We start from the raw sequence: 13,466 nt of genomic DNA on the forward strand, positions 1-13,466 counted from the left end.
GATCAACCCGAGAGGCACGTCATGCATGCGGACACTCCATCATCATTTCCCTTGACCCGTGCGCAACGGGGGTTGTGGATTGGCAGCAAGTTGCAGGTCGACAAGATGTTGATGCTGTCAGAGGCATTGGAATTATTCGGACCCTTGGATCCGACCCTGCTAATGCAAGCAAACCGGCAGATCACGCGGGAGTTCGATACGCTGCGGTTATGTATCCGTGAGCACGACGGCTTGCCTGAGCAAGTCGTGCTGCCGGAATATCCAGGAGAATTACAGTATCTGGATTTCAGCGACGAGCCCGCGCCGCGCGCTGCGGCCGAGCGCTGGGTGGGCGATCAACTCGGCAAGCGAGAGAATTTGCACGACGGTCCACTTTGGTTCTGTGTCGTGTTCCGCCTAGGCCAGGACCATCATCTATGGGTGCAGTACACGAGCCATTTAGTGATGGATGGCTTCACTGGGACGATGCTGGCTCAGCGCCTTGCCAGTCTGTACAACGCTTATGTGTCTGGGCAGGAGCCGGAGCCGGCCGCCTATGGCAGTGTGTTGGAGCTGGTGACGCTGGAGCAGGAATATCGTGCGTCCGATCGCTATCGACGCGATCGCGAGTACTGGATGCAGCATCTGTCCAACGTGCCGCCAGCGGTGACGTTGGCCAAGCCCGGCGAGCAACATAGTGCCGGTTTGTTGCGTGCCACCGGCGAGTTTTCCCCTGAGACGGTACTGCGTTTGCGGGCGTTGGGAGAGGCGCATGGCGCCAGTCTGCCGCAGACGCTGATCGCACTGATCGCGGCGTATTACCACCGTTACACCGGCGCGGAGGATCTGGTGATGGCCATGCCGGTGACCGGACGCGTCGGCGCACGCTATCGGCAGGTGCCTGGCCTGGCTGCCAATGCGATCTATCTACGGCTGGCGATGCGGCCCAGCCAGCCGTTCTATGCGTTGTTCCCGCATGTGTCCTCGGTAGTACGGCATGGCCTGCGTCACCAGCAATACCGTGTCGAGGATGTCCGCCGTGACCTGGGCATGTTCGCCAACATGCAGCGTATCGCGCGGCTGGCGGTCAACATCGAGGCATTCGACTATGGCTTGCACTTCGGCCAAGCCCAGGCGGTGCCGCACAATCTCTGCAACGGTCTGGCCGACGACCTGACCATCTTCTGCTACGAACGCGGCAACGGCATGGCGCTGCGCTTCGATCTGGATGCCAATCCGGCGCTGTACGACCGCGAGGAGTTGGCCGAGCATTGTCGGCGTCTTATTTTGCTGGCCGATTCCATTCTCGAAGCCCCGGAGCGACCGCTGGGGGGGCTGCTCGATATCATGGGCACGCAGGAGCGTTGCCGTTTGCTGTGGGAATGCAATGCCACCGCCATGCCGTTGCCGGCCATGTCCACACTGCCGCACCAACTGCTGGAGCGGCATGCGTCGATACCGGCGGGTATCGTCGTCCAGTGCGATGAGCGCACGCTCGATGATGCGCAAGTCTGCGAACTCGCCGCGCGCATGGCCGCGCGCTGGATCGCCGATGGGATCAAGCCGGGCGATGTGATCGCGGTGGCCTTGCCAAGGAGCGAGCAGTTGTTACTGGTGCTGTTGGCGGTGATGTGGAGCGGTGCTGCCTATCTGCCGCTCGATCCGGATGGCCCGCTGCTCCGCAACCGGCACATGCTCGACGATGCCGCTGCGATTGGATTGGTGTGCGAACCGGTTCTGCGCGATACGCTGCTACTGGACGCAATGGTCTGGCTCGATCCGTGTCCGGCCGACTTGCCGGCGCCGATTGCGCCGTTGGCGACACCGGAGGGCACCGCCTATGTGCTGTACACCTCCGGTTCCACCGGAGCGCCCAAGGGCGTGGAGATCAGCCATCGCAGCCTGCTCAACTTCCTGTTCGCGATGCGTCATGAACTCGGCCTACGCCCGCGCGACCGTGTGTTGGCGGTGACCACCGTGACCTTCGACATCGCCGGGCTGGAGTTGTACTTGCCGCTGCTGGTCGGTGCGCGCGTGGTGATCGCACAAGGCGCAATCACCCAGGATCCGCGCGGATTGGCGCGTTTGATCGCCCAGGCCCAGGTCAATGTGATTCAGGCCACGCCGTCGTTGTGGCGGATCCTGCTTGCCAACGATGATTTACCGCTGGACAAGGTGCATGCCTTGGTCGGCGGCGAAGCCTTGGGGACGGAACTGGCGACGCGCCTACTTGCGCGCGTTGGCCGCCTGACTCAGATGTACGGGCCAACCGAGACCACAATCTGGTCGACGATCATGCCGTTGCAGTTGACCGATGCTCCCCGTCCGCCGATCGGGCGCCCGATCGCCAACACGTGGGTGTATGTGCTTGATCCCCAGCAGCAATTGTTGCCGACCGGTGCGGTGGGTGAGCTCTACATCGGTGGCGCTGGCGTGGCCAAGGGCTATCGCGGCAAACCGCAACTGACCAGCGAGCGCTTTGTGCCCGATCCGTTTGTCGCGGATGGCAGCAGGATGTACCGCACCGGCGATCAGGTGCGCTTGCGTCCGGACGGCGTGTTGGAATTCATCGGTCGCATCGACGATCAGCTCAAAATTCGTGGTCATCGCATCGAGCCGCGCGAGATCGAAGAGGCGCTGCAACGGCATCCGCAGGTGGCGCAGGCGGTAGTAGTTGGCCATCGCGATCACGACGAAACGATGCAGTTGCTGGCGTATGTCGTCGCCTTGCCAGAGCAGAGCGTGGACGTGGACGCCCTGCGTCAGTATCTGCAAGCGTGCCTGCCATCGGCGATGTTGCCCTCGCGCTGGATGTCGTTGCCGGCCTTGCCGCTGACGACGACCGGCAAACTGGATCGCAAGGCGTTGCCGGCACCCGATGCGCCGCCTCCGCGCGAGCATGTGCCGCCACGCGATCCGATCGAGCAGCAATTGGCCACGATGGTGGAGGACATCCTGGGCATCAGTGGTGTCGGCGTGCACGACAGCTTTTTGTCCACACTGCCGCACCAACTGCTGGAGCGGCATGCGTCGATACCGGCGGGTATCGTCGTCCAGTGCGATGAGCGCACGCTCGATGATGCGCAAGTCTGCGAACTCGCCGCGCGCATGGCCGCGCGCTGGATCGCCGATGGGATCAAGCCGGGCGATGTGATCGCGGTGGCCTTGCCAAGGAGCGAGCAGTTGTTACTGGTGCTGTTGGCGGTGATGTGGAGCGGTGCTGCCTATCTGCCGCTCGATCCGGATGGCCCGCTGCTCCGCAACCGGCACATGCTCGACGATGCCGCTGCGATTGGATTGGTGTGCGAACCGGTTCTGCGCGATACGCTGCTACTGGACGCAATGGTCTGGCTCGATCCGTGTCCGGCCGACTTGCCGGCGCCGATTGCGCCGTTGGCGACACCGGAGGGCACCGCCTATGTGCTGTACACCTCCGGTTCCACCGGAGCGCCCAAGGGCGTGGAGATCAGCCATCGCAGCCTGCTCAACTTCCTGTTCGCGATGCGTCATGAACTCGGCCTACGCCCGCGCGACCGTGTGTTGGCGGTGACCACCGTGACCTTCGACATCGCCGGGCTGGAGTTGTACTTGCCGCTGCTGGTCGGTGCGCGCGTGGTGATCGCACAAGGCGCAATCACCCAGGATCCGCGCGGATTGGCGCGTTTGATCGCCCAGGCCCAGGTCAATGTGATTCAGGCCACGCCGTCGTTGTGGCGGATCCTGCTTGCCAACGATGATTTACCGCTGGACAAGGTGCATGCCTTGGTCGGCGGCGAAGCCTTGGGGACGGAACTGGCGACGCGCCTACTTGCGCGCGTTGGCCGCCTGACTCAGATGTACGGGCCAACCGAGACCACAATCTGGTCGACGATCATGCCGTTGCAGTTGACCGATGCTCCCCGTCCGCCGATCGGGCGCCCGATCGCCAACACGTGGGTGTATGTGCTTGATCCCCAGCAGCAATTGTTGCCGACCGGTGCGGTGGGTGAGCTCTACATCGGTGGCGCTGGCGTGGCCAAGGGCTATCGCGGCAAACCGCAACTGACCAGCGAGCGCTTTGTGCCCGATCCGTTTGTCGCGGATGGCAGCAGGATGTACCGCACCGGCGATCAGGTGCGCTTGCGTCCGGACGGCGTGTTGGAATTCATCGGTCGCATCGACGATCAGCTCAAAATTCGTGGTCATCGCATCGAGCCGCGCGAGATCGAAGAGGCGCTGCAACGGCATCCGCAGGTGGCGCAGGCGGTAGTAGTTGGCCATCGCGATCACGACGAAACGATGCAGTTGCTGGCGTATGTCGTCGCCTTGCCAGAGCAGAGCGTGGACGTGGACGCCCTGCGTCAGTATCTGCAAGCGTGCCTGCCATCGGCGATGTTGCCCTCGCGCTGGATGTCGTTGCCGGCCTTGCCGCTGACGACGACCGGCAAACTGGATCGCAAGGCGTTGCCGGCACCCGATGCGCCGCCTCCGCGCGAGCATGTGCCGCCACGCGATCCGATCGAGCAGCAATTGGCCACGATGGTGGAGGACATCCTGGGCATCAGTGGTGTCGGCGTGCACGACAGCTTTTTCGAACTCGGTGTTGATTCGCTAGGCGCGGCCCAAATGGCGGCGCGGTTTCCGCAGGTGTTCGGCATCGAACTGCCGCTGGTGACGCTGTTGAATGAGCCGACCATCGCGGGCCTGGCCGAGGTGATCCGGCGCAATGCGCAACTGCATAGCGACCCGCTGGCGTCTGTGTTGACGTTGCGCGAGGGAGAGGTCGGCACGCCCGCGCTGTTCTGCATCCATCCGGTGATGGGCATGAGTTGGTCGTATGCGACCTTGCTCAGTCAACTGGATCCGCGCTGGCCGGTGGTGCTCTTGCAGTCCCCTGGCTTGGCCGACAGCAGCTACCGGCCCGACAGCATTGAGGCGATTGCCCGCGACTATCTGGCCCGCATGCGCAGCGTGCAGCCGCACGGCCCGTATCGCCTAGTGGGTTGGTCCCTGGGTGGCTTGATCGCTCATGCCATCGCCGCCGAACTGCGCGCGGTCGGGGAGTCGGTGGAACTGTTGGCCTTGCTCGACAGCTATCCGCTTGCGCCGCAGGACGCACAGGCCGATGAGATAATCAGCATCACCACCGCGTTACGTGTGCTCGATGTGGAATTGGCGCCAGGAACGCCACTGCCGACGACCATGGCGGAACTGGCCAAAGTGTTGTGCGATCACTACGGCTTGTTGTCGTTCCCGCTGGCACGTCAACTGCTCGAGCAGCAGCACGATCTCGTGCTCAACATTGGCGAACTGATCCAGCATCACCTGCATCTGGCCTGCCATCATCGCCCCACCGCGATCGATGTGGATGTGCTGTTTGTCGAGGCCACCCGGCGCCCGGACGTTGGCATGGACGCCACCGATCTCATCGATCACCATCCACAGAGGTGGCAGGAACTGGTGCGCAGCCTGCACGTGGAGGCGTTTGACACCGACCACTACGGGATACTCTCCCTGGCCCATGTGGGGAGGCTTGCCAAGTTGTTGCACGCGTCCGTGGCGCAGCCGGCGACGCGGGCAGTGCTGGCCCCCGGTCCAGTGTCGACGCCGACGAGTGACGGGGTGGTCGAACATGTTTGAACACAACCCCGCACGCGTGCAAGCCGCAAGCGATGACCGACCGATCGTGATCGCCACCCTTGGCACCCATGGCGATGTGCGCCCGGTCATTGCGCTGGCGCTTGGCTTGCAGCGGCGTGGCCATCCGGTGCGCGTGCTGACCAGCGAGAATTTCGCCGCATTGGTGGAGGCCAACGGTTTGACGTTCTTTCCGCTCAGTGGCGACCACCAACGCATGTTGCAACGCAACCCGATTCGCGAAGGTCAGTCCATGTTGGCGAAGTCCCGCATGTTCTACCATCACCTCGCCTCGTGGGCGCGTGATTGGCCATCGCAGGGACGGGCGGCGTGTGCGGATGCGCGATTGCTGATCGGCGTGGGGAGCGCCAGCATCGTCGCCGATGCACTGAGTCAGGCGCTGCAGATCCCGCTCGTCTATGCGCAATTGCAACCGGTCACTGTCTCGCGTCATTTGCCATTGGTGGCGCGGCCGCAGTTGCGTCTGCCCGGTCCATTGCATGTCGGCTTGCAACATGCCATCCGCTTTAGCGGTTGGCAGTTGTTGCGCAGCGTCGTCGATGGCAGCGTGCGCCTGCCGCTGGGCCTGCCCGCCTATGGATGGCGCGGTCCGGATACCAGCACGATTCGCGTGCTTTATGGATACAGCGAACACCTGTGTCCGCGTCCGAGCGATTGGCCGGCGCGCGTGCAGATCTGCGGTTTCTGGTCGCTGCCGAACCCGCAGTGGCAACCGCCGCCCGCATTGCTGGATTTCCTGCAGGCGGGTCCGCCGCCGTTGTACGTCGGGTTCGGCAGCATGATCGATGCAGACGCGGCGCAACTGACCGCCACGGTGAAGGCGGCCCTGCGCCTGACGGGCCAGCGTGCGCTGCTGGCGACGGGCTGGGGTGGTTTGATCGTAGACCAGGACGGGGACTCGGATCAGTTCTTCGCGCTTGAACATGCCCCGCACGACTGGTTGTTTCCGCGGGTGATCGCAGCGGTCCACCATGGTGGTGCGGGGACCGCTGCCGCCGCGTCGATCGCTGGCATTCCCTCGGTCGTGGTGCCGTTCGGCTATGACCAGCCGTTCTGGGCGCATTGTTTGGCACAGCGTGGCGTGGCGCCGCCCGCGTTGCGCCGCGACGGGCTGCAGCCGGAGGCACTGGCCCACGCGTTGCGACAGGCGACGTCGCCGACGATGCGCGCGAGCGCGCAGGCGCTGGGGCAGCGACTACGTGAAGAGGACGGTGTAACCAAGGCGGTGGCGCAGCTCGAACAGTGGGGGCTGTTGAGTGATGTCAGCATCGTTCGGCAACACGCGGACGCTGTTTGCTGAAGCGTATCTGGGAGGGTCAAGAACAAATGAAAGGTTGTCCGATCCGATCAGCGCATCAACTTCTTTCGAACGTTCCACTGCCAAATCAGGTCGCCCAGCCATGTAATTGCCGTAGCGCCGAGCGTGGCCTGCGGATAGACGATCAACAAGCTCACGGCCATGGAGCCGAGCTTGAGACCAATGAGTCCGGGCCACATCCAGCTCCACTTCCAATTCAGCTGAAACTGTTGGCTGGAGCGTCGCACCCATCGCGCGAGTGCAATCACCAGCAGCGGTAAGGCGATCGCCGTGGCAACATAAGAGTGGCCTGTCGTGATCAAGGCGGCAGCCACCGCTGTGATCGTCGGGATGAAGAAGCGCTGTAACAGCGGGTGGCTGACCCACGGGTCGGCTTCGTGCCGCGATTGCCAACGCAGCAGCGCGATGAAGCCGTCCCAGGCAACCCAGGCGCCGACGATGATGGGCGCGCCATAGAAGCCGACCTTCAGTATCGGCGACATTCCGTCTGTCGGATTGTGATCGATCATGGCTAACAACAGGCACAGCAATAGGAAGACTGCGGCGGCGATCAGGCTGCGTGCCACGCCGATCATCGCGGCAATCGGATTGAACATGCGCTTTTCGCCGGCCATGTACCAGGCGTTGGCACTTTCCCGATTCAATGGCGGCGGCGGCTTGCGACCGTCGGGCACGTAGCCGATCAGGTCGAGTAGCCGCCGCACGCGGGTGGGACGGCCTGGCCACAGCATGGCCGCGGACATTCCACCATCGGATGATGTCGCATGGCCAAGCAGTGCCAGCAGTTTGCGGACATGCACAACCGACGCGGCGCTGTCGCCGCGACGCTTTAGTGCCGCGCTCAGCTCTAAGTGTCCGGTTGGTTGCAATAGCCAGCGCAGGTGCATCCGTGCGCAAGCACGCTGCACCAGATAGGGATCGGGTGCATCCAGCGCTTGCTCCCAGTCGAAAAACTTGGCCAGCACCGCATAGTGATAGGTACTGAGTGCTTCATCGTGTTCGAGCAGATGGTGCTGTAGGCAGGTGCCAATCTGTGGTTTGTTTTCCAACGACCACAGCTCCGGTTGCGCGAGCAGCCAAGCGTGTAGCGGCTCCGGTTCCAGTCGCTGTGCGTGATCCAGGAGGCGCCGCTGCGTCTGTGCGAGGTCGATGGACGGGATGTCCGTAGCGGGAGGCGCGATCCACTCGGCAGTGACCGTGCGCGTCGTGGAGTCTGCTTGGGAGGTGTACGATGCTGGCGGGGCTGCATCGCCAGGCCGTGCAGCAGCAGGCGCGCCCCATTGCGAAAGGGTGTGGGGCGTGGACGCATCTGTCGCTTGTGCTGCATCGCCATCGGCGCGCCGGTCGTCCGCAGTGTGTTCGGCAGCGCGAGGAGTGGCAGTCAATTGCCGTGACCATTCAAGCGCCGCCTGATAGGTCTTGTGCAGTTGCTGGAAGCCGGTTGGATCGTCGTCTGGGCGTGTCACCTTCAGACGCGCCGCATAGGCCCGCTTGATGGCCCGCTCGTCTGCGTCCTCGGCCAGTCCCAGGGCTGCTAGTGCCCAGCTCATGCGCGCGCTTCCAGCTCATCCAGGGCATGAGCGAGTTCGTCGCGATGGCGTTCGATGCGTGCCAAGTCCTGGCTTTCGAGCACTTCGCGGAACTGGGCGAGCCACTGCTGCACCATATTGCGTGCGTCGATGTATTCCTCATAGACACGCTCGGTGCGTGCCAGCAATGCCAAGTTCTGTTGTTGGTCGCGGGGATGGACCTTCAACTCGGTCAGCGCCAGCAGGCGCTTGGCGATCTCGTCATGGTCGAGTACCCCAGGATTCTGTTCGAGGATCAATTCGTGGCGTTTACCAGTGGCATCCTCGATTACCTCGATCTGTAGCAATCCATCCACGTCATAGGTAAAGCGGGCCAGTACGCTCTGCTCGTTCCGTGGGCGCTTGGGATCCAGCACGATACGCAATTCGCCCAGCTTGATGTTCCGGTCGACCATGGGGTTCTCGCCCTGGTAAACGTCGATGATCAACTGAGTCTGCTGCTCGTGGATGGGATGAAAGCGGTCTTCGCGGCTTACCGGGACCACGCTGTTGCGCGGAATGATCGGATGGAAATAACCGGGACGCAGCTGTCCGTCGTTGCCACGGCGGGTCACCTGCGTTCCCAGCGTATAGGGGCAGACGTCGGTCAGTACCACCTCGCGCAGGCTCTCGTCGCGGCTTTTCAGACCAGCTGCCACCACTGCACCCATGGCGATGGCATGGTCGGGGTTGACATGACGCAGCGGTAGTCGACCGAGCATGCGCGTGGCCAAACGGCTGATCATCGGCATGCGCACCGCACCGCCGACCAGCACGATGTCGTCCAGCTCCGAGGGTCTTAACTTTGCATCGCGCAGCGCACGTTCGATCGGCACTCGCATGCGCTGCAGCAAGGGTTCTGCCAGCTGGGTGAAACGCGATTCGTCGATCTCCCAGTTGTATGCCTGCCCTGCAATGCTCAGGCTCATCGCGCCCTGCGGCTGTGTGCTCAGTTCGCGCTTGAGTTGTTCGATCCGTCGCCGTAGCTGGGCAATATCGCCAGGCGCGAGCTTGACAACATCGAGTCGATGATCAGCGCAGAAGCCGTCGATCAATATCTGCAAAAAGTCTTCACCGCCGAGAAAATTGTCGCCCGCGCTGGCATGGACTTCGACCACACCGTCGAACATTTCCAGCAGAGACACGTCGAAGGTGCCGCCGCCCAGATCGAGCACCAGCACGCGGCCTTCTCTCCCGCGTTCCTGCAGTCCATACGCCAGCGCGGCGGCCGTCGGTTCGTTGATTAGTCGTTCGACACGGATGCCTGCTAGTTCGCCGGCCACCCGTGTGGCTTTGCGTTGCGCATCGGAGAAATACGCAGGGACACTGATGACCGCTTCCTCGATCTTGTTGTTCAGCGTGGCCTCGGCGTCGGCAATCAGGGAGCGCAGGATCAGTGCCGACAACTCCTCCGGGCGGAAGCTGCGCTGCCCCAACTTGGTCTCGCGCGGGCTCCCCATCCAACGCTTGAACGCGGCGACGGTGTGACCTGGATGGGTCACCAGGCGCTCGCGGGCAGGCTGGCCGACCAGCAGGCTCCCATCGTCGTCGATACTGACCACCGACGGGGTCAGCAAGCTGCCGTGCGGATTGGCGAACAGGCGTCCACCGTCGGCATCATGGACGCCAATCAGCGAGTGTGTGGTACCGAGGTCGATCCCTACGATCATGAGTAGATCCTTGTGTTCTTTAGATTCTATTGGTGCCCTTGCAGGCGTTGATGTTGCGGTTCCTGGATCAACGAGATCGCCCACATCAACAGAGCAAACACGGTGCCGGGCCATGGGCCTCCCTCCGCTGCCAGTACGAAGAGCGCGCCTATTGGACCTACGATGATGAGTAACGGCATGAGCGCCTTTCGGGAGTCGGCATCCATGTGGCCGATCATGCGGAATGCTGCAATGTAGGCGAGCACTATGCCGATGGCTGCTCCCCAGACGCCGCTGCGCATCCCAGCCAGCATGCCGATGCTAGCCGCTGGTAGCGCCCAGCAGTGGACGATGCGCTTGCCCCTGTTAGAGAGCGTGGTGCGTGCCTGCCAGCGCGCGGCCATCTGCACCAGCACCAGCGCACTCCAGATCGCCAGGCTTGTCCCGAGAATGCCGAAAATCCAAGATGTTGTCGCAACGCCAACAAGCGGGAGCATCAAGACCGCGCCGACGGCGATCAGGGGGGCGAGCGCAAGCCCGCGTGTCAGGCCGATTGCCAATTGCCAGCCATGCGGGCGGCGCGGGTTGCCTGCCTGCGTCCAGAAACGTACGTGCTGCGGCTGCAGCGATGCAGGCAAACCGTCGGGGAACCATTCTTTGACGATGTAGCAGAACCGGTACATCCAAGCCGACCGCGCTGGCAGCAAGGCGGACAGGAAGCAGCTCCATCGTGATGGTGGTCCGACCACGCGCGCCATCAACTGTGCAGCATCGTACGGCGTCATGTTTCGCCAATGCGCTCTTTGCAGCTCATCGGACAGCACAGCGGCATCGCCGTCGGGTGCTAGTGCGGCGCGCCGTCGCTCAATACGCTCCTGTTGCCCCTGTCGTCGCACTGTTTTGCGGGCATCGTCTAACCATGCTTGATCGCATTGCGCGTGGTCGAATTCGTTCCAACCCAATGCCTCCGATAGCGTATCGATGGTTTCCAGTTGTAGCGACGCCTGCTGTTCGCGCAGGGTGCGCAAGACCTGCGCCGCGATCGCCGCATGCGTGCCGTCAGCAAGCGTTGTCAGCCTCTGCGATATCCAGTCGGCCCAAAAGTTTGGCGACTGTCTAAGCGCGATTTCCACCAGCCGACCAGTCCAAAGGGCATGACAGAACGCGCTGTCTTGTTCGTCTGAGAAACACGCCATCAACGTGTCGAAGGTCGCATCCGAGATCGTCACGCCCCCGTGTGCGACGCGGCGGGCAATGACCTGGCCGATGCGCGGGCGCAGTTCCAAGGACCATAGCTCCGGCAGTGCATGCAACCACTGGCCGAAGTCCGTTGCGGGCAGGGTGTGTGCAGCAGCGAGGATGCGTTCGGCCAGCTCCTGCGTATATGCATCGTCCTGCCATTGCGCTAGTTCGGCCTCCAGTGCGGGGTCTTGCACGACGTCGGCCAGCGAATGAGGCCGGTCTCCGGCCTGCGTCTGTCTGGCGGGCGGATCCATCATCGCGCGCTGCGCTGGCGACGGGCTGCTGCGCATTTCCTCCGCCGCATTCGCGTATGGCGATGTTATCCCCTCCATCTGCGCCAATGCCGCCTGGTAGGTCTCATACAACTGCTGGAACGCGACCAGGTCTTCGTCGGGCCGGGTAGTCTTCAGGCGTGTCGCGTAGGCGTGCTTGATTGCGCGCGCATCCGCATTTGGCGGCAGTCCGAGAGCCTCTGTTGCCCAGCTCATGGACGGGATCCTGCCGCATTGCGATGTCGTTCGCGTTCCATCCCTGGCTTGCTCCTGGCCCCAAGGCTTGATTATCGGTCATAGTCGCCCGAACTTGAACCGCCCTTGCGGTTGGTGCCCGCCTGCTTGATGAACCCGATGATCTGCTCCGTGGTCAAACGACTCCTCCTAATGCCCAGTCCATCCTCTTGGCTGACCGACTTTACGGCTTCATCCGGTAGGGCTCAGTGGGGCAGATCATGTGCGCGAAAAGTCGTCGTGACAGAATGCGGCTTCCGTACCAAAGGATGGTCATGAAGAGATGCGTTACCCTGCACTCGATTTGCTACGCGGTATCGCCATCGTCTGGGTGATGCTGTTTCATTCGTTCGTGGTTGGTGGATTGGGGCCTGATTGGAGTTGGCTATCGCGCGATGGTTGGATGGGCGTGGATCTATTCTTCGTCCTCAGCGGTTTCCTGATCGGCTGCCAAGTGCTGGCGCCGCTCGCGCGTGGCGAGCCGTTGCGCTATGGCGATTTCTACCGGCGCCGCGCCTACCGCGTGTTGCCGGCGTATGCGTTGGTACTGGCGCTGTATCTGGTCTGGCCTGACTTCCGCGAAGCCCCCAGCATCGCGCCGTGGTGGATGTTCGCCACGTTCACCTTGAACCTGGGCATCGATTACGCCAACCAACTGGCGTTCTCGCATGCATGGTCGCTGTGCGTGGAAGAGCATTTCTACTTGCTGTTCCCGCTGCTGGCAGCGTGGATGCTGCGGCGACCCTCGGCCTCGCGTTTCGTCGCACTGTGCGTTGTCGTGGTGTTGGCCGGCATCGCGCTGCGCACGACAATCTGGCTGCATGATCATGCGCTGGAGCGTATCGGCGCCGGCTTGCAACGCAATTGGTTCATCGAAGATATCTACTACCCGACCTGGAACCGGCTCGATGGATTGCTGGCTGGAGTGATCCTGGCCGTCGTCAAGATGTTCCGACCGCGGCACTGGCAGTGGTTGCAGCGCCATGCCACGGCCACCGCCTTGGTTGGCGTCGCTGTCTGTGCATTGGCCATCTGGTTGTTTCGCGACCGCACGGGTCTGCTCGGCAATGCGATCGGTTGGCCGGTGTTGTCGTTGGGGTTGGCGCTGCTGGTGAGCGCCGGCGCCTCCATGCGCGGTCCGCTGGGCCGTTGTCGGGTGCCGGGTGCGGCTTGGTTGGCGGCGGTGTCCTACAGTCTGTATTTGAGCCACAAGGCGGTGTTCCATCTGACTCAACTCTGGATCGGCCCAGCGTTGGAGGGGCGCGGCCTGCTTGCATTCGCGGTGTACGCCGCAATGGCGCTGCTGGCGGGCGCGGTGTTGCATTACGCGGTGGAACGGCCGTTTCTGCGTTTGCGCGATCGCCATTGTGTGCGGCCGCATGCGCTGGCCGGCAGTTGAGCGTCCTTGCGCAGTGGTGGAGCTCGCCCACTGCCGACAGCGTCAAGATCGGTAAAGCCGGTGCGTGCGTCGTATTCGACAAACCGATCAAACCACGCAGCGCACAGGGTATGCGCCGCCTCATCGAGATAGTCTTCGCTCATCAGGACGACCGCAGCCCTCGCGCTT

6 protein-coding genes and 1 pseudogene are annotated in these 13,466 nt (G+C 62.9%); 4 read left to right on the forward strand and 3 right to left on the reverse strand.

Going from position 1 to position 13,466, the window contains the following annotated elements; all coding sequences use genetic code 11:
- Nucleotides 1-78 precede the first annotated feature (78 nt).
- The 3 genes and pseudogenes from XANALMUS060_RS18845 to XANALMUS060_RS14410 all read left to right on the forward strand — a co-directional run.
- Nucleotides 79-2,970: pseudogene (locus XANALMUS060_RS18845) on the forward strand (amino acid adenylation domain-containing protein); the annotation flags it as partial.
- Nucleotides 2,956-5,598: an amino acid adenylation domain-containing protein gene (locus XANALMUS060_RS22165; RefSeq protein ID WP_255352381.1), complete on the forward strand. Its 2,643-nt coding sequence runs from the start codon at nt 2,956-2,958 to the stop codon at nt 5,596-5,598. The pseudogene XANALMUS060_RS18845 and the gene XANALMUS060_RS22165, both read left to right, overlap by 15 nt.
- On the forward strand, nt 5,591-6,916 hold the full coding sequence (locus tag XANALMUS060_RS14410; protein ID WP_045739026.1) for a glycosyltransferase: 1,326 nt from the start codon (nt 5,591-5,593) through the stop codon (nt 6,914-6,916). Before XANALMUS060_RS22165 ends, XANALMUS060_RS14410 begins: the two co-directional genes overlap by 8 nt.
- Before the next feature lie 47 nt (nt 6,917-6,963).
- Here the strand turns inward: XANALMUS060_RS14410 and XANALMUS060_RS14415 are convergent, their stop codons facing one another.
- From XANALMUS060_RS14415 to XANALMUS060_RS14425, 3 genes are read right to left on the reverse strand one after another with little or no spacing between them, the layout of a single operon-like run.
- Nucleotides 6,964-8,484 (reverse strand): hypothetical protein, encoded by a 1,521-nt coding sequence (locus XANALMUS060_RS14415; RefSeq protein WP_045739027.1) that lies wholly within the window; start codon nt 8,482-8,484, stop codon nt 6,964-6,966.
- A complete protein-coding gene (locus tag XANALMUS060_RS14420; protein ID WP_045739028.1) occupies nt 8,481-10,172 on the reverse strand; it encodes a molecular chaperone HscC in 1,692 nt (563 codons plus the stop codon). Before XANALMUS060_RS14420 ends, XANALMUS060_RS14415 begins: the two co-directional genes overlap by 4 nt.
- A 26-nt stretch (nt 10,173-10,198) precedes the next feature.
- On the reverse strand, nt 10,199-11,437 hold the full coding sequence (locus XANALMUS060_RS14425; RefSeq protein ID WP_152640517.1) for a sulfite exporter TauE/SafE family protein: 1,239 nt from the start codon (nt 11,435-11,437) through the stop codon (nt 10,199-10,201).
- A gap of 745 nt (nt 11,438-12,182) precedes the next feature.
- Here XANALMUS060_RS14425 and XANALMUS060_RS14430 point away from each other — a divergent pair.
- A complete protein-coding gene (locus XANALMUS060_RS14430) occupies nt 12,183-13,298 on the forward strand; it encodes an acyltransferase (RefSeq protein WP_045739030.1) in 1,116 nt (371 codons plus the stop codon).
- Nucleotides 13,299-13,466 lie beyond the last annotated feature (168 nt).

It is taken from the genome of Xanthomonas sp. MUS 060 (assembly GCF_000963215.1).
In the GTDB taxonomy this organism is placed as follows: Bacteria; Pseudomonadota; Gammaproteobacteria; order Xanthomonadales; family Xanthomonadaceae; genus Xanthomonas_A.